This is a genomic window from Aliivibrio sp. SR45-2 (assembly GCF_963890165.1).
Classification (GTDB): domain Bacteria; phylum Pseudomonadota; class Gammaproteobacteria; order Enterobacterales; family Vibrionaceae; genus Aliivibrio; species Aliivibrio salmonicida.
Window position 1 is genome coordinate 1 of record NZ_CAWPRC010000022.1, and the last position, 17,475, is coordinate 17,475.

At 41.0% G+C, this 17,475-nt stretch carries 20 protein-coding genes and 1 CRISPR repeat array; of the genes, 8 read left to right on the top strand and 12 right to left on the bottom strand.

The window, feature by feature from the left end:
• From AACV33_RS00870 to AACV33_RS00890, 5 genes are all read left to right on the top strand, one after another.
• Positions 1-778 (top strand): TraM recognition domain-containing protein (locus AACV33_RS00870; RefSeq protein ID WP_182699656.1); only part of this gene is annotated, 778 nt, incomplete at its 5' end.
• A gap of 13 nt (positions 779-791) precedes the next feature.
• Positions 792-1,325 (top strand): hypothetical protein, encoded by a 534-nt coding sequence (locus AACV33_RS00875; protein WP_182699657.1) that lies wholly within the window; start codon positions 792-794, stop codon positions 1,323-1,325.
• A 3-nt stretch (positions 1,326-1,328) separates the two neighbouring features.
• Positions 1,329-2,066 (top strand): MobC family replication-relaxation protein, encoded by a 738-nt coding sequence (mobC, locus tag AACV33_RS00880; protein ID WP_182699658.1) that lies wholly within the window; start codon positions 1,329-1,331, stop codon positions 2,064-2,066.
• Positions 2,067-2,144: 78 nt separating this feature from the next.
• Entirely contained in the window at positions 2,145-4,385 is a 2,241-nt protein-coding gene (locus AACV33_RS00885) for a DNA topoisomerase 3 (protein ID WP_182699659.1), read from the top strand.
• A 272-nt stretch (positions 4,386-4,657) separates the two neighbouring features.
• Positions 4,658-5,269, top strand: coding sequence for an endonuclease (locus tag AACV33_RS00890; RefSeq protein ID WP_339379713.1), 612 nt, complete (start codon positions 4,658-4,660; stop codon positions 5,267-5,269).
• A gap of 49 nt (positions 5,270-5,318) precedes the next feature.
• Here the strand turns inward: AACV33_RS00890 and AACV33_RS00895 are convergent, their stop codons facing one another.
• From AACV33_RS00895 to AACV33_RS00905, 3 genes are all read right to left on the bottom strand, one after another.
• Positions 5,319-5,471 carry a hypothetical protein gene (locus tag AACV33_RS00895; protein WP_182699660.1) on the bottom strand — a complete coding sequence of 51 codons (153 nt, stop codon included), beginning with the start codon at positions 5,469-5,471 and terminating at the stop codon, positions 5,319-5,321.
• A gap of 81 nt (positions 5,472-5,552) precedes the next feature.
• Complete coding sequence (locus AACV33_RS00900) at positions 5,553-6,449, bottom strand: ArdC family protein (RefSeq protein WP_182699661.1); 897 nt, start codon at positions 6,447-6,449, stop codon at positions 5,553-5,555.
• A 142-nt stretch (positions 6,450-6,591) separates the two neighbouring features.
• Entirely contained in the window at positions 6,592-7,005 is a 414-nt protein-coding gene (locus tag AACV33_RS00905) for an antirestriction protein (protein ID WP_182699662.1), read from the bottom strand.
• A gap of 989 nt (positions 7,006-7,994) precedes the next feature.
• Between AACV33_RS00905 and AACV33_RS00910 the strand changes: the two genes are divergently transcribed.
• Positions 7,995-8,270, top strand: a complete 276-nt coding sequence (locus AACV33_RS00910) for an HU family DNA-binding protein (protein WP_182699663.1) — start codon at positions 7,995-7,997, stop codon at positions 8,268-8,270.
• A 154-nt stretch (positions 8,271-8,424) separates the two neighbouring features.
• On the opposite strand, the gene AACV33_RS00915 is transcribed toward AACV33_RS00910, so the two are convergent.
• The 6 genes from AACV33_RS00915 to AACV33_RS00940 all read right to left on the bottom strand — a co-directional run bounded on the left by AACV33_RS00915 (position 8,425) and on the right by AACV33_RS00940 (position 10,913).
• Positions 8,425-8,808, bottom strand: a complete 384-nt coding sequence (locus tag AACV33_RS00915) for a hypothetical protein (RefSeq protein WP_255458497.1) — start codon at positions 8,806-8,808, stop codon at positions 8,425-8,427.
• A gap of 2 nt (positions 8,809-8,810) precedes the next feature.
• On the bottom strand, positions 8,811-9,101 hold the full coding sequence (locus AACV33_RS00920) for a hypothetical protein (RefSeq protein WP_012548868.1): 291 nt from the start codon (positions 9,099-9,101) through the stop codon (positions 8,811-8,813).
• A 22-nt stretch (positions 9,102-9,123) separates the two neighbouring features.
• Positions 9,124-9,573: a hypothetical protein gene (locus AACV33_RS00925; RefSeq protein ID WP_182699664.1), complete on the bottom strand. Its 450-nt coding sequence runs from the start codon at positions 9,571-9,573 to the stop codon at positions 9,124-9,126.
• Positions 9,563-9,946, bottom strand: coding sequence for a helix-turn-helix domain-containing protein (locus tag AACV33_RS00930; RefSeq protein ID WP_182699665.1), 384 nt, complete (start codon positions 9,944-9,946; stop codon positions 9,563-9,565). Before AACV33_RS00930 ends, AACV33_RS00925 begins: the two co-directional genes overlap by 11 nt.
• 70 nt (positions 9,947-10,016) lie before the next feature.
• Positions 10,017-10,463 carry a RadC family protein gene (radC, locus tag AACV33_RS00935; protein WP_255458498.1) on the bottom strand — a complete coding sequence of 149 codons (447 nt, stop codon included), beginning with the start codon at positions 10,461-10,463 and terminating at the stop codon, positions 10,017-10,019.
• A 66-nt stretch (positions 10,464-10,529) separates the two neighbouring features.
• The gene (locus AACV33_RS00940) at positions 10,530-10,913 is read right to left on the bottom strand and encodes a type I restriction endonuclease subunit M (protein WP_255458499.1); all 384 of its coding nucleotides are present in this window, start codon (positions 10,911-10,913) and stop codon (positions 10,530-10,532) included.
• Between the two features lie 502 nt (positions 10,914-11,415).
• Between AACV33_RS00940 and AACV33_RS00945 the strand changes: the two genes are divergently transcribed.
• Together AACV33_RS00945 and AACV33_RS00950 are read left to right on the top strand one after the other, a co-directional pair.
• Complete coding sequence (locus AACV33_RS00945; RefSeq protein ID WP_182699668.1) at positions 11,416-11,703, top strand: type II toxin-antitoxin system RelE/ParE family toxin; 288 nt, start codon at positions 11,416-11,418, stop codon at positions 11,701-11,703.
• A gap of 9 nt (positions 11,704-11,712) precedes the next feature.
• Positions 11,713-12,030 (top strand): HigA family addiction module antitoxin, encoded by a 318-nt coding sequence (locus AACV33_RS00950; RefSeq protein WP_182699669.1) that lies wholly within the window; start codon positions 11,713-11,715, stop codon positions 12,028-12,030.
• Between the two features lie 160 nt (positions 12,031-12,190).
• Positions 12,191-14,798: direct repeats of the CRISPR family, unit length 28 nt; unit sequence TTTCTAAGCTGCCTGTGCGGCAGTGAAC.
• Positions 14,799-14,934: 136 nt separating this feature from the next.
• Here AACV33_RS00950 and cas6f read toward each other — a convergent pair.
• Genes cas6f through csy2 form a run of 3 tightly spaced genes read right to left on the bottom strand, consistent with a single transcriptional unit; the run spans position 14,935 to position 17,474 of the window.
• On the bottom strand, positions 14,935-15,486 hold the full coding sequence (cas6f, locus tag AACV33_RS00955; RefSeq protein ID WP_182699670.1) for a type I-F CRISPR-associated endoribonuclease Cas6/Csy4: 552 nt from the start codon (positions 15,484-15,486) through the stop codon (positions 14,935-14,937).
• An 8-nt stretch (positions 15,487-15,494) separates the two neighbouring features.
• Positions 15,495-16,478, bottom strand: coding sequence for a type I-F CRISPR-associated protein Csy3 (csy3, locus tag AACV33_RS00960; protein ID WP_182699671.1), 984 nt, complete (start codon positions 16,476-16,478; stop codon positions 15,495-15,497).
• Between the two features lie 24 nt (positions 16,479-16,502).
• Complete coding sequence (gene csy2 / locus AACV33_RS00965) at positions 16,503-17,474, bottom strand: type I-F CRISPR-associated protein Csy2 (protein WP_182699672.1); 972 nt, start codon at positions 17,472-17,474, stop codon at positions 16,503-16,505.
• Position 17,475 lies beyond the last annotated feature (1 nt).

A 17,475-nucleotide genomic window follows, 5' to 3' on the forward strand; every position in this document is an offset into this window, starting at 1 on the left:
CATCGCCATTTTTTTAGCCGAGCTGAAATACCACTTATCAAAAGCGGCCATCGAAGGATTAGGGGCCGCACGAGATAAAGGCATTCATATCATCATGGATCATCAATCGGTGGCCGATTTAAAAGACTGCCCCGCCGACTTAAATGGCGATGCCGTTGTCGGTGCCGTGGTTGAAAATACCAAGTTCAAATTGGTGTACAAACTTCAAGATCCCGAAACCGCCGAATGGGTCTCAAAAATGTCAGGCACTATTTTAGTGGATGATGAAACTAGACAAATAGAAAGCAGTCGAGTGCTCACTGAAAACGTCTCAACAGATCGCAGTGTTCGCCTTGCTGAACGTTATTTTGTAGACACCAACATGTTGCAAAGTTTGCCTAATGGCGTCAGTTATATTTTCACCCCAAGCGAGCCCCCAAGACCGTCGTTAATATCACCTATCAAAGTAAAAAAGGAAACATTGAAATACCACACAATGCCAGAGCAAAAAGAAATCAAACCCAAAACCCCGCTAGACAAAACAGACAAGGCGGAATTTAGTATTGATTCAAAAGAAACCGAAGACAACCTCTCATCCTCCCCAGAGAAGTCACTCACCGAATCAGCGCCCCAACAGGAAACCGATGAATGTCAAAGTGAGCAAGACTTAAATAAAGACGATCCCAAAGAGAAAAAGAGCTTTGGCTTTGGCGTCGTCACGTCAGAAGACAGCCCCACTGAATTATTGAAAGAAGAATCAGAAAATAAAGCCAACGAATTATTTAAGCAACTAACGTAAAGGAACCTTCCCCATGAAATTTCATAACAAAAAACTGGCCTTACTGTGGCAACATGATTTATTAGCGTCAGCATCAAAAAGAAAACCAATAGATGGGCAATTTATTTTCAGCAGTTTGTTTTCGGTGTACGCCTTTTCAACCAAAAACGATCACACACTGCCCACCGTCTTTGCAAAAAAAGTCATCGAAAAAGTCGGGGATGATCTTCGTGCGTTTCGCCTCTCGATCAAAAAAAACACCGCTCAATTTAAAGAAAGCATCGACCCCATTGAGCTTCGCGTGTTTGAGCCCAGCAACGAATACGACTTAAATCTTGTTCAGGACAAGCTCAGCCCTCAAAACACCATGCTCGTAAAAATATTCCTTGCCACCGATGCCTTCATCATTGAACTCAACAAAGCGTTATTTAATGGCGAGCTGAATAAAGAGCAAAAACAAGCGTACCAAAATGGGGCATTAAACGATCTCACCGTCTTGCTAATGAAGCTCAACAAAACATGCATTGAATTTCATCAACTCAGAAAAACACAATTAGAAAAAGGATGAGGCATGATAATTAGCGATCCAAAAAAAAGAACATCACGAAATGCAGAAAAATTCACGCAAGTCTTAACTTTTTTAAAACAAGAAACCTACAGTGACTTCACTAACCTGATGTTGTTATTGAGCTATAAAAATAGAGCACCATTAGACCGCTTACTAAGAAAAATGAAAAAACATGGTTTTATCGAAAAGTTTGAATATGGGTTTAGGGACATCCAAGTCAAAGTATGGGGCATAACCGGTGAAGGAATGACCGAAGCCGTTGAGTCCGGCGATACCGAAGACTTTCAACACTTTGAACCCTCAAAAATAAAAACATGGACCATGGTTCATCATTTAATGAACCAAGAAGTTCGTATTTACTTAGAGCGTAAAGGGTGGACGAATTGGCAAAATGCCGACCGATATTCATTTAGAAAAAAATACCCTGTGCCTCACCGACCTGACGCCCTGATTGTTGCCCCCAATGGACACACCATTGCGATTGAAACCGAGCGAACCTTAAAAACCAAACCTCGATACCAAGAAATAATAAAGAGTCATTTGCTTGCAAAAAAAGACGACTATTGGATAAAAGTTATTTATGTCGTGCCTGACATAAAAACCAAAATTGCCCTCACTAACCGCTTCAACAACATCACTTACGTCAACATGAACGGCTCACGAATAACCCTGACTGATGAGCACAGAAGTACGTTTCATATATTCACTCTTGATGAGATGAAAACACTCGTCATTACCTAACCCTCTCACTTTTTTCATTAAGGCACTTCACTCATCAAGTTAAGTGCCTTTTTGCTGACTAAAAATTAAGGACACCCCATGCGCGTATTTATCGCTGAAAAACCAAGCCTGGCCGAAGCCATTTGTATTGGCCTAAACGGAAACCCAAAAACCGACAAGAAAGCCGGTTACTATCAAACAGGAAGTGACATTGTCACTTGGTGTTATGGCCACATGCTCGAATTATTCGATCCAGAAGACTACGATCCAAAATACAAGAAGTGGACGCTGGACGATTTACCGATTAAAGCCACTTACCCACCCAAAATGAAAGTCATTAAAAAGACGCAAACTCAATTCAACGTAATTAAAAAACTGATAAAAGAGGCAGACTCGATTGTTCATGCAGGGGATCCCGATGAAGAAGGCAATTTATTAATCGATGAAATATTAACGTATGTGGATAACACCAAGCCGGTATCACGGGTACTCATTTCAGATTTAAATGAAAAGCCGGTTAAAGACGCGATAAACACCCTTCGCCCTAACAATGAGTTTCAACACCTCACTCAAAGCGCCCTTGCCCGCTCTATTGGTGATCAACTGTTTGGTTACAACCTAACGCGAGCTTACACACTCAAAGCGCGTGAGAAAGGATTTGAGAGCGTATTAAACGTAGGTCGAGTCCAAAGTGCGCTTTATGGGCTAATCAATCAACGCACCCTTGCTAATTTGAATCACAGTGAGTCTTTTTACTACTTACTCAATGGTCAATTTTCGATTGCTGGCCACACACTTCATGCCAGGTTAATTCCCAATTCAAGCAGCAGTGAATTGGATGAGAAAAACCGACTCATTGCTGAGCTCGATGCAGCCCTACTTAAAGAGGTTTGTGATGGAAAGTCGTCACACATTCATTCAATCGAAAGTAAAAAAGAATCAAAGGCAGCCCCACTGCCTTTTAATCTGTCCACCTTACAACAAACCTGTGCAAAAAAATGGGGCTACACTGCCACTGAAACCCTTAATGTTGTTCAAAAACTGTATGAAACCCATAAATTATTAACCTACCCGCGCTCAGATTGTCGTTATCTATCTGACGCCCATCTGCAAAAAGCAGGGGATATTATTGAGGCGATTACCCAAACCGATACCACATTAGCCTCGTTACTTTCAGACGCCGACCTAAGCGTAAAACACAGTGCGTTTAATAATGGGAATATTACAGCGCACCACGCCATTATCCCTACAGAGAAAAATGGCCATGCCTGTACGCTTTCTGAAAAAGAAAGCAATGTGTACCGCCTTGTGGCCACGTCGTTTATTGCACTTTTCTATCCGCCATCAAGTCGAGATAAAGTTAAAGCCACAATACATTGTGGTCAACAGGTGTTTGTGGCCACACAAACCACCCTTGATAAACAAGGATGGGAGGTACTTTATAAAGGGGAATACAACGATGAAGCCAACGAAAACACCCTTGATTTAGCGAGCTTGCAAGAAGGCGGTGAAGGCACGTGTGAATTGGTCACTATCGATAAGAAAAAGACCAAACCCCTTAAGTTTTTTACAGAATCAACCCTATTGGCCGCCATGAGTAATGCCGCTAAGTACGTAAGCGATCCTATTCTAAAAAAAGCCCTGGAGGAAAAAGACAAAGGCAACAAATCAGAGCATGGCTCGATTGGTACCGAAGCGACTCGTGCTTCGCACTTAACCAAGATACAAGGAAACACGCACCTTGTGAGTGTCGTCGCCGAAAAAGGCTATAAAGAAAAAGTGTATAAAACCACAACCGCAGGACAAGAGTTCTGCGCCTTATTGCCAGAAGAGATCATTACTCCAGATACATCGGCACTGTGGGCAGATTATCAAGCCAGTATTAAAAAAGGCGAGCTTGATACAAAAACCTTTGTTGGTTACATCGATGCGTACTTGGAAACGCAAGTTCAATTGGTGAAAGACAACGGTGTGGACATCACTGCAGCTGAGCGAATTGTCTGCCCTACCTGCCAAAAAGGAAGCATCACCAAACGCAAAGGAAAGAATGGCGTATTTCATGCGTGCAATCGCTTTCCTGATTGTAAAACCGCGTTTCAAGATAAGAAGGGGAAACCTGATTTTAACCCGACACCAAAAAAGAAAACCGGTCCCTCGAACGCTGAAAAGTTTGGGGCCATCAGTGAAACTGAGTTTTGTAAGCAATGTTCAAAACCATTAGCCAGAAAGCCCGCCAAAAAGGCGGGTTCATTCTGGTGGGGATGCACCGGTTTCCCGAGCTGTAAGGTTCGTTTCTTTGATAAAGACGGCAAACCTGATAGAGATAAAGGGGAATTATAAAGTTTGAGCAAAGGTGCACAAAAAAACACCTAATAACCACATAAAAAACCCAACTGTCTTATTATACATTCGCAATAAAAATCGATAATACCAAGTCATGTTTCTAACCGAAGCATGGCTTTTTTTATTTAATAATAGCCACAATTAGGCGGCAGGTTTCCTATGAATAAGATCCTTATTATCTCTTCATTATTTATCTCTTTCCATGCCTTTGCGGGTGGAAATACAACCATAGATTCTTTCAGTAAAGCAAAAAAACATTAGAAAAAAGTGTGTATTTCGATCATAGGACCACCATTTATTGTGATGCGACATTCGATGCAAAGAAAAACATTACCTTACCGTCAGGGTTTGACTCTGAAAAATACCTAAAACGCTCAAAGCGAGTCGAATGGGAGCACGTCGTTCCAGCGGAAAACTTTGGTCGAACGTTCTCGGAATGGCGAGACGGCAATAAAGCGTGCGTCACTAACAAAGGAAAAGTATTTAAAGGCCGTCGATGCGCAGAAAAAACAAATGACGAATATCGTTTAATGCAATCTGATATGTACAACCTTTATCCTGCTATCGGCTCAGTCAATGCGATGAGAAGTAATTATAATTTTGTCATGCTACCAGGTGAAACGTCCGATTTTGGGGCATGTAAAATGAAAATTGATAATAAAAAAGCAGAGCCACCGGAGAATGCTCGTGGACGCATCGCTCGTAGCTATATGTATATGGAAAGCGCCTACCCTCGCTATAAAATGAGCAAATCACAAAGACAACTGATGAATGCTTGGGATAAACAATACCCAGTGTCAGCATGGGAATGTACACGAGCGCAACGCATAGAGAAACTACAAGGTAATACAAATACAATAATTAAAGAGCGCTGTAATTAATAATAAATACGCCCCATGATACAAAGTATCATGGGGCATTTTTGTGTTATCACAGTGGATATTCAGCAGATAAACCACAATAGTTGCAATCAAAACTTTCAATACCAGTCTCATGGTTTTTATAAATAACACCATAATCAGTACCACAATGAAAGCAATCCACATCTTCTTGAACATCTTCTGAAATAGAACGTATCGTCATTTTGTGTTTCTCCTAAAGCAATAAAAAGAAACACCCCAAAGGATATTCCTTGGGATAGTAAACTTAGTGATAGCAACCGTATCATGCCGCTTTATCTGCATTATGATGGTCAACTACATTTCGTAAAAATTGATGCGCTTTACTGGCTTGACTTGCTGCTTTGAAAATATAACGTTTGTCATCTTTCAATGCCGTCAACCAATTAGCGATATAAGATTCATGTTGAACCTCACCCACAATGCCTAAATCAGCCATGAGAAAAACACTTCCCAATTCAGCAATTAACTCTTCAAACGCATAGTCTTTAGAGCCAAATGCATTGCCATTTTTACGCTCTAATCGGCTTTTGTGCCCCGTCCAATGAGTCAGCTCATGCAATGTCGTCGCATAAGCATCTTCTGTGGTCGAGAACCGATGTAAATCAGGTATCACTATTTCATCCGTAGATGGGCGATAGAAAGCGCGTTGCCCGTTATAAACGATATTCGCACCGGTTGCATGAAGGAAGCGTTCAACGTGCTCTAATGAGCGAACCGGTTCCTCATCATTGGTTGCCACAACAGGGCAATGCATTGACTCTGGTAACCCGTCTATTTGGTCAATATTAAAAACACTGTAGGTTTTTAACATCGCATAGCGTTCTACTTCATCAGTACCCTTATCTGTTTTTTCAATCATATTGTAAAAAAAGATATGAGTGCCTTTTTCCCCTTTGCGAACCTGACCGCCCTTTGCTTTTGCTTGCTTAAAAGTCATCCAAGATGACGACGAAAAGCTCTGCATAGTGGCGCTCATCCATAACAACATAATATTCATGCCGTTATACTCTGCCCCTGTACTTGCATTGGATGGCATACCCGATTGCTCTGTTTTATCCCAAGGGCAAACCCAAGGTTTAACACCAGACTCAAGCGCTTCAATGATTTGATTGGTAATTTGTTGGTAAAAATCCGGTTTATTTTTAGTGTGCGTCTTCATAAGGACGTTTCCTTTCGTTGAATTGATAGCAATGGAATGAACCAATTCAACGGGCATTCGCCAATTAAATTGGCAAATGTGGAACGCGCTTTAGAGCGCTAATGCAGTCGTTGTAGAAATGGAAAAATAGTGGGGTGTTAGGTTAATCAATAAACGCTAAAATAAACTCAGCGTCTTCATGCATTAACGCATAATCACGTAATTGGTGGTAAAGCGCGTACAAGCGTTCATTGTCTTCTTCATCGTCATTACGATGAGCCATCGCCGTAAATTGACTTAACGCCATCAGCGTAATGCAAATACCGTAAGCCTCTGAGCTAAACGTAACGTCTATTTCATTATAAGAATTAACCGCTCTAACAGACTTACCAAGGTCGGGGTACATAAACTTCCCACCATTACTCAGAGACACAAACTGCCAATGAGCTCCTTGATAATCCTTTGAGTACTTCTCTGCAAATGAGAATAGTGTGACTTCAAAGCTCAGAAATTGTGTCGTAATTGATGGTAAAAACGCAAGACGCTCCTTTACAGGAACAATTGATGAAGTGAGCATAATGTCACCTTTAAGATTGGTGGATTGATAAACGGAGTTATCAATCATAGTCTGAGGGCTTTTATGCCACTCAAATTATGAGTGACAGCTAAGTCCAAAGACAGCAATACGCGTTGTATTGCCCTTTCATTATATTAGAGTATGAAAATTAGGCAATAAAAAACCATAAAATGCAGGAATTCGCTTTATCAACAGGATTAAAGATTATGTGAAAACACCAAAATTAATGGTTCTGGTTACGTACTTATTACGGAGTCTGTATCGACGTCATCTAATGATAATTGTGCCGTAACTACTTTTTCCCGATCCAATCATTGCTTCAAAGGACGCATTTTTAAAGTCAGCGTTTAAGCTCTCGAATATTTCATTTTTATTTAATAAATAAAAAAAATGGCTCAGTATAGACTGAGCCAAAAAACCACTACGCATGAGAGATTACCTGTCTAAAAAAATAGTAGTCTTAATAGGTTGTTCCTGGTTGCATTATCTAATCTATTCTTATACGCCTTCTCTTTCTACCGTAAAATCTAACAGGTTGAATTGTAAATTTCAGCATGATTAGCCAACATATAACAAGGCTATACAAGCAGACCCCCCCAAAAAGGTAGTGAAATAAAAGCAGTAAAAACGTTTAACGTGAGTTCTGACATTGGCACTTTATTTAACTTTTCGCTGAGAAATATGACGGCTCAAATTCGCTAACCGTGGAGACTGGATAGGCGTTATCAGAGAACTAACACAGCAAGGGGGAAAATCCTTTTTCGGAAATGAAAACACCTTAAATAAGTATTAAAAGTAACGATTTAAGTCATTTAATTAACGCACAATGACGTCATCATTTACAAAAACTCGTCTACCATTAACCGTAATGGCTTCCCCCAACCAACACTGGGACTGATTTAACTCAATGTTGACTGAGAGTAAATGGTTTTCATTTACGATAATGGCCATTGAATACGAATGATCGTTTATCTATAGGAAATATAAGCATGAACAAGAAAGACTTAGCAACACACATTGCAGATATCGCGGATTTATCACAACAAGAAGCAACAGCGGCGTTAAATGCCACTGTAGAAATCATTACTAACGCATTAAAAGACAGTGAAGAAGTCACGTTGATTGGATTTGGCACATTTAAAGTCAACCCGCGAGCGGCGCGTGAAGGTCGCAATCCTAAAACAGGCGATACCATTCAAATTGCCGCAAGCAATGCACCGGCATTTAAAGCCGGTAAAGCATTAAAAGAAGCGGTGAATGCATAGGATTTAAAAAGCAATCAATCTAGAATGGATTGTCCGCTGAAGAAAAACATTAGTAAAAAATAGGCTATTAAAAGATCGTATTTTTTATTTATGACATTGTACCGTCTATCAGTCGGTACAATGACTTACCCTTATCATCACTCATCTTCTCCCTTTAATAGAAGTCGAAAAGCTGCTTGTGGCATTGATAATGATCATATGCCCCCATCACCAGCTCAGGGATAGAGATCGCATCATCAATCATTGTTTTTTCTATTTGCTTTATTGACCACCCAAAGAAAAGAGGCGAGTCAGAAAAATCACTACCATCCCTCCATTCCCCCTCAATCAACGTCCTACGTAAATCGTTCGTGAAATGCCGAACTGAGCCCCGTCCATATGATCCCCAAATCGACTTATCATTATTTTCAGCCATGAATTTCTCACAAACGTCCAATTGTGCAATTAAACATGGATGGCCCAAAGGCTGCTTAAAATTCTCGCGGACGTCTTTTATTGTGGCACGAAACCATTTGATTTTTTCGACAGTCTCACTCATCTTTAGCCTTCCTGCTCGCCGAATATGACTTCAACAGCCTGTAGGTAATCTTCCGGCGTTTTGTTAGTAAGTAACTTTGCTTTGAATTTATCACCACGTACGTAGCATCTCAAACTCACATCATGGTGCATATTGTTAGGACACAACCCTCGATACTGAGTAAATAGAGAGCTAATTTTTTGACGACCTAAACCAAATGCGCGTATCACCTCTGTTGAGGTGATACGACCCTCGATGGATAACTTCGCATCTATAAATTTAAGCACCGTTTCGTCCAGTAATGCGCGTGACATCTCGATCACCTCTTAATTTAACCTAGCCAAATAAAATAATGTCTTGTTTGCATCGAGCAATCGCTTCATCAAGAGTCGCAAACATTCCTAGAGTACTAGAGCGATCCCATGCACCTCCAGTAAGACAACGGGATTCAAAACGTTTACCTGTTGGCCATGCTGTAAACCAACTTTCTTTACTCCGCTGCTGACTCTCATAGAACTCAGTTTCCGACTCAATTTCAAGTTCGCACCTAAACTGACTCATTCGCGTCACGTAATCTTGATAGGTTCCAAAGGTAAACTCTTCAATATCAATGTATGGACGCCCAAACCAGTGTTCTAACTCCAATGAATGGCGATCTTCATTGGGTGTGCTATCAAAATCATCCCTTAACTTAGGACTGATAAAATAACCCTGCACTCTTTCGCAGGTTTGATTTTCTGGATAATACTCGGGTAAATAATCTGAAATTTTTTGATCAATTGTCATCGTTCATCTCTCCCTTAATATGACACCCTAATCTATATTGCTCTGAAGCTTCAATTATTTCATCAAGAAAAATGACCTCGGCCGCTAATAACATAAGCTGCCAGGCACTGTAATTAATAGGTCGATATTCTTTACTTTCAATATTGCTTTCCCAACGCCTAACCGCTTTACAGCCTTTGTCATTATAAGATCGCCCCACTAATGCCCCGACTCGACTCTGTGTAAAGCCTAAAAGCTGACGTAACGATCTCACCTCTTCAGGTGTAGGCGGTACATGATTTTGATCTGTTATTGGTAATGAGCACGGACGATTGCGAAAGGCTTCAACAGTAACAGGGGGTTCTGTGAGATAACCCGCTTTAATTTTACTCATAATAATTGTCCATTGTTGTATAAATGGGCTGCTTTGCAGCCCTACACTATTTAATCGTCAAACCTGACGATTAAATCCATCCTCTTTTAGAGAAAGCGACCGTCTCACCGCACCCAATAACAAAATGATCAAGCACTCTAACGTCAATTAATGCTAATGCATCCGACAATCGAGCCGTTATTTTTCGGTCGGATTGACTCGGCTCCGCAATGCCAGAAGGATGATTGTGTGTAAATATCACGGCGGCGGCATTATAATGTAATGCTAATTTAACCACTTCACGTGGATACACTGACGCACTGTCGATCGTCCCAACACAATGCTCTACAAACTCAATTAAACGGTGCTGATTATCCAATAACAAAATACCGAATACTTCATGCTCTTTATGTACTAATCGATTAGTACAAAATTCAATTGCTAAATCAGAAGTCGTTAGCTCAGGCGTCGTACGGATTTTTGTTTCAATAATCGCAGCGGCTTGAGCAAGGGTTGTTTTTTCATTTTCAGTAAACATAAGATGCTTCCTAATCATTGAACTTATTATACCGCCCTTTATGGGCGGTTTAAAGGATGAAGTTAATTAATATTCACTTGGCAATAAAATGGTCGTCACACGGCGATCATGCTCAGTAATGATCCAAATGGTTGTCTCTTGAAAATCGTACTGTGACATAATGCGCTCTCCGTTATGGGTCGCTTCATTATTAAGCTCGCCATCTTCCGCCGCCGTTGTGCCCCAATCGCATAACGCGTGACGTTTAACAAATTCATCCATTGCTTCGTGTTTACCCTCGCATAAAATAGTAATCCCTTGCGTCAAAACCACCGTACCTAAAAAGAATGGAATAGGGTCAATGCGTTGCTCTTTGCTCTGAATAATTTCATTTTTGCTTGAGCCTGCCTTTGCTTGCATCGCTTCTGTTTCTTTAGTGATTGTTGAGTTGATAGCTATTGAATGAGTCATGGCTGTTTTCCTATGTTTGAGTGAGTTTTCATCTTCGTTTCGCCTGACTGTTCGATTTCTTGCCATCGTTCTATTGGGCAAGGGCGCGTAGCGTTTATATACCCTTGACCAATAGGTTGTGGTGAGAAACGATTTACAGGAAGTTGCGAGGCGAATGTGAAAACACACACATAGGAAACAATGATTCATGAAAGTGATAGCGACGATTACAAACACTTTAGATACAGAAGAGAACGCCCTTGATGTTGATTTTGGCTCTTGATTTTCTCTTTTTTGATATTGCGATAAGGATTGTCTATCAGGAGCGTAGAGGACGATTAAGCTTGCTTAAATACGGCATCACGTTATCGATGGGAGGAGCTTGCGACAAAAAGCCGGTTAAATCGCCCAGAGATTATTGTCGTTGGATCGACCAATCTCAATGTACACACCTTAACTTGCGCACATTGATGCTGTGCGTTACTATTACCTTATTGATGCACAACCAAGCAGTGCAACGTAAATGTCATTAGAATTTAAAGTAAAGTGGTTAGAGGAATTTTACGAAGAAGATAAACGCCATCGTTTAATCCCTAACAATATTGAAAATGCTTTATATAGAAAGTTAGAGATCCTAGATGCCGCTCAATCTGAAGTTGATTTGAGGATCCCACCAGGTAATCGATTTGAGCACCTAGAAGGCAACCTGAAAGGTTGGTGCTCTATCCGAGTGAACAAACAATATCGTTTAATTTTTCAATGGGTAGATGGTGTGGCTTTACATACCTATTTAGACCCTCATAAGTATTAAGGTAAGTGTATGCGCAAAACAAAACGCCGCCCAGTAAGCGTTGGTGAGATGCTTAAGATTGAATTCTTAGAACCAATGGACATTACATCGAAAGCATTATCTGAAGCGATAGGGGTTCATCGCAACACGGTAAGCAATTTACTTAATGGTGGGATTTTAACCGCACCCCTTGCAATAAAGTTAGCGGCCGCCTTTGGTAACACCCCAGAGTTTTGGTTGAACATTCAGCACTCAGTTGATCTTTGGGACACACGTAATCGTTACCAAGATGAAGCCAAGTTGGTTAAACCTTTATTTATTAGTTTAGAAAAACAAGTTTGTATATAGGCTTTCTCGATTTCTGCAGTATGAAGCTCAACGAGATGTTAATCACCCTAAACGATAGCCGGGGGGTTAGTTTTCCCCGTCCTATTTATTATCATTTATTTAACTCTTCCATCGAAATATGACCCTTTCAAACTATACGTGTTTTCACTTGAGGGTGCGCTTTCTAAGCTGCCTGTGCGGCAGTGAACTTTAACTAAGCTCGATGTTTTAGAGTTAGATTTTTCTAAGCTGCCTGTGCGGCAGTGAACTTTGTAATCATTATCTAATATCCCTCAAGCTATTTCTAAGCTGCCTGTGCGGCAGTGAACCTTCCCAGTGCTTGAAGTTTACGGCACGCATATTTCTAAGCTGCCTGTGCGGCAGTGAACAGTTAACCAGCCGTGGTGAAGATGTGGCGACATTTCTAAGCTGCCTGTGCGGCAGTGAACGCGCTATTGACAGTGAAACTGGTGCGTCTACTTTTCTAAGCTGCCTGTGCGGCAGTGAACGATCTTGATGATATGTTATGGTCCATTCCCAATTTCTAAGCTGCCTGTGCGGCAGTGAACTGCCGCTTGTTTTATGCCGGCTCTCAGGGCCGTTTCTAAGCTGCCTGTGCGGCAGTGAACGTCACCCCATTAAGCACCATATCCCAAGTTGCTTTCTAAGCTGCCTGTGCGGCAGTGAACATTAAAAAGCATGGTTTACTTTTTTATAGGTGTTTCTAAGCTGCCTGTGCGGCAGTGAACTGAAATTAACCATTCTCTTGCAAAATTCTCAGTTTCTAAGCTGCCTGTGCGGCAGTGAACATTTTGATCCAAAAGCTGATATGCCCTTTGAATTTCTAAGCTGCCTGTGCGGCAGTGAACTTAACTGCTGCTTTCTTTTTTTTTATCAAAAATTTCTAAGCTGCCTGTGCGGCAGTGAACGTTAAATAGCGTCATTAGTACGTCATCAGGAGTTTCTAAGCTGCCTGTGCGGCAGTGAACGATCTCTATGCAAGAGTACAACCGCCTAGCATTTTCTAAGCTGCCTGTGCGGCAGTGAACCCGATCGATGTGTCTTTATTGATATTCCTCTTTTTCTAAGCTGCCTGTGCGGCAGTGAACTATCAATAAACACCATATTAACTGATAGTAATTTTCTAAGCTGCCTGTGCGGCAGTGAACAATAAGGAAGGTAATATTTTGAATGCAATAAATTTCTAAGCTGCCTGTGCGGCAGTGAACGGCTTGAGTGACGCATTGTACAATATCGCAATTTTCTAAGCTGCCTGTGCGGCAGTGAACCGATTGGGATTTCAGAGACGACAGTCAGTACTTTTCTAAGCTGCCTGTGCGGCAGTGAACGAGTAAACAACGCCTTTTGGGTTTCCGTTAATTTTCTAAGCTGCCTGTGCGGCAGTGAACGTTTACGGGCAATCAGCACTTTAATTCTTTGATTTCTAAGCTGCCTGTGCGGCAGTGAACTTGATTTCTAATTATTATTTATACCATGTTATTTTCTAAGCTGCCTGTGCGGCAGTGAACATCATATTACTTTTAGCTTTAATTACCTGTCATTTCTAAGCTGCCTGTGCGGCAGTGAACCAATATATCCAAATGAGCCGATAACCCCTTACTTTCTAAGCTACCTGTGCGGCAGTGAACGTAAAGCCACATCAATAAAATTAATCAAAGCATTTCTAAGCTGCCTGTGCGGCAGTGAACAAAGCTAATGATGAACTGCAATATTTCCTTTTTTTCTAAGCTGCCTGTGCGGCAGTGAACACATCATTAAAGGCTGCTTCATCTTCCTTGTTTTTCTAAGCTGCCTGTGCGGCAGTGAACCAAAGGGGCATTTGTTGTTTTTACTCTATTCATTTCTAAGCTGCCTGTGCGGCAGTGAACTCTCAGGTTGATAACCAACAGGCACAGGGATCTTTCTAAGCTGCCTGTGCGGCAGTGAACTTGATCTTGATGAGGACGGTTGTGATAGTGATTTTCTAAGCTGCCTGTGCGGCAATGAACCATACAAAGACGCCGAATACAAGTCAGTAACATTTCTAAGCTGCCTGTGCGGCAGTGAACTTCTAGTAAAAGGCGAGCGATGCTTTTTTATATTTCTAAGCTGCCTGTGCGGCAGTGAACTTCATGCTGGTTTATATTCTATTTGTCCGTTTTTTCTAAGCTGCCTGTGCGGCAGTGAACTGGTTTGTTCGCGAAGTTGGTCTTTTTGATGATTTCTAAGCTGCCTGTGCGGCAGTGAACAAACATAGCAATTACCAAACATGGCGGTAATCTTTCTAAGCTGCCTGTGCGGCAGTGAACTAACATTCCCGACGATAAGAGAAATATTAAGATTTCTAAGCTGCCTGTGCGGCAGTGAACTGGATGATTTACCTGGTATCGATGCGGCGCAATTTCTAAGCTGCCTGTGCGGCAGTGAACCAGTTAGGCCGTCCCTCACTTGTTACCACTAATTTCTAAGCTGCCTGTGCGGCAGTGAACCGACAATCAAGAAAGTGATACACACCCTGATTTTTCTAAGCTGCCTGTGCGGCAGTGAACTTATTTTGTCTGGGTTATCAAGCAAGCCATAATTTCTAAGCTGCCTGTGCGGCAGTGAACTGTCAAACATGGATGATTCATTCTCCAGTGCCTTTCTAAGCTGCCTGTGCGGCAGTGAACTGAGGGGGAAACCTTTAATTTTAGTGCTTTCATTTCTAAGCTGCCTGTGCGGCAGTGAACCCTTATGTTGGCGTTGTCGATTACATATTAGATTTCTAAGCTGCCTGTGCGGCAGTGAACATAGAATATCAGCACAAAAATAAGTTACAACAAGTAGATAAGTAAAAATACCCATTTTTACCTAATTTCTTATACCTATTGTAACTTACTGATTTTATTGACTCGTTTTTAAAGAGCAATTTTTTGGTATTTTTGGTTAAAACCAGGGAACCGTTGCCAATGAACTTAACCCATAACGAGTAAACTGCCCTGCAACTTCCTTATCTTGCAAACTTCCATGCTCAATAAACAGCTTCATCACCTGCCCTGTCGATGAACTTTTTAATTGAACAAATGGTAAGCTCAGCAATGTTTGCTGTTCATTGCCAATTTTCAATGTCGCTTCTTCTGCACTAAGCCAACCCTTAGCAATAGAACGCTTGCGTTTATTGTCCGCACTTTTAGCTTGTTTACGTTTTACGCAACGATATTGACACTCTTCTGGCACCATTAAAGTTAATGTTTGAGTGCAATAATCACGTAAACCTTTAAGCCAATTTAAGTCAAATAACTGTTTTAAATGGGCCTCATCACCGTGCAGACGTAACGTATCCCCTAGCGTTTTACCCACATTTGGAAAGCTAACTCCAATATTAACTTCTTTTAACTCCACCAAAGCTCGATGTAATTTCGCCATCAAATTACTAATGAGTACAGGCTCTGATGCTTCTGGATCAGGTAATACTTTAATATCACAGTAAAATTTCATGATCACCTCTACTCACCAAACACGCCACCGCGGATCAACATCGCCATAATATAATGTTGTTGCTCTTTCTCTGGTTGTTTATCTTTTAACATCCAACCATCCAACAATTTATAAAAATCGTTATTCTCTTTTGGTTGACGATACGCAGCACCGCGATTAGTTACCGAGCCGTATGGTTCAACCGCAATTGGTCCAACCTCTTCAAAAGCCGGATGCCAAGTATCAATCGTGCGTAATGCATTACCAATTTTTTGCGAGTGCATTGCCGCTTGACCATTTAATTGATACAAGAATTTGCTCTTGTCTCCTTTTTCGCCACCCATCACTAATTCCTGTGATGGATACACTGCTTGGCCTTCACCTAAGTGTGTAAATGCTTCGACTTTGATTAGTGCATGATCCTCAACGAGACCTTTTTCAATAATCACTGCTAGTTCATCAACCGACGGGTTGTTATCAAAACTACGTAAATTGAAATCATGACTATCAAACGTAAATTCTTTTCCTTCTGCTGTTACTTTTACTACAACATTCTCGGCACCAACACGGTTGCGCCACAAGAAACGACCATTAGCAATATTCTGAGCATAACGCTTTGCTAACTCAGTAAAGCCTTCTTCCTGTTGGTAAATCTCAATTTTCTCCGCTAATGCGGCTTGATACTCTGGATGATTACAGGTAGATGGCACTTGTAAATCACTCAATACACGCAAGGTAAACTGTACTTTTAATGTATCTGTTTGATGATTTAAGGCTGCAATGTCAACCGTTTGCAAGTTTGCTTTAGATACTTCCGCATCTAATTTAGTTGGATCATTTGCCATTGCTGCTTTTAAGCGATTTGAAATCGTACCGCGCACGGCTTTTTCTCCCACCATAATTGGTGTCCATTCTTGCTGCTGCCAGTTACCTGCAAACATCAATGCATCAGATGGAAGTAATTTTGCTTCAAATGCTAGGACTGACGGTGTTTTTAAGTTTGTTTTAGCCATTTTAAATTCTCTCTGTTTTATAATCTAAATTTCTTCGTCATCTTCATCAAGCTCATCTATAGAAAGCTTAATGATAGGGTCTATAAACGGGTTTGTTTTGGCTACATACCAAGGTTCACAATGCTCATAACGCCAAATTGCATTATCTATGTTTGCTAAACGGTGCGGACTCATCCATTCAGCAATACCATAAGCTGCCTCTGCAAAAACAACCGGAACAGTCGTATCTCGAACCTTTTCAACCTTACCGGCTTCATAAAGAGGCGAGATAGCACAATAGCCCGACATAATTGGCACCAAATAACCCATTTTAGGTTTTGGCACAAAATCCCACTTTGCTTTATTGCTTAGTTCTTCTTGGTCTTCTATATCACTTTCTACGCGAATCGCTTGATATTTTAATTTGTAAAAATCACACCACGCATCAAATACGGTACATTGATCATCTTGTTCATTTTGATTTTTAACGTGCTCAGTTAAATAGTCACTACGATCTAATAGAACAAACCCCGGCATTAAACGACGTAATACTTTTTTATCATCACCTTTGTTAGTCAGCGATATAGATCCAATTTGAATAATTTGACCACCCGCAATTCTTAACCTAGGAATAAGATGTTTCACACTATTAACTAATGAGTTTTCCTGTTCTATTGCGCCACCCAGTAAACCATGTACCTCAATCAATAGAGAGATTGTCATGTTCATACGACCTTCTTCATTAATTGGGGCAGTTGCTCCCTTTTGAGTTAACGGATTACGTGTTAACGCAAAGACATAATCTCCCCACTCTTGAGGTTGCCTTGCGTGAACAATATTTTCATGACTGATCACCGCAACGCCTCCTAATGTGGTAGATAACTCAGAAGGTAACTTACGTGATAGCGCGTGAGCAAATCCCAAAAAATTCGTTATGGCAGGGAAACCATAAGTTAAGCCTGCAATGGCATTAGCATTCTGCACACTAATGTCTTTTAGCAACAAATATCGACTCATA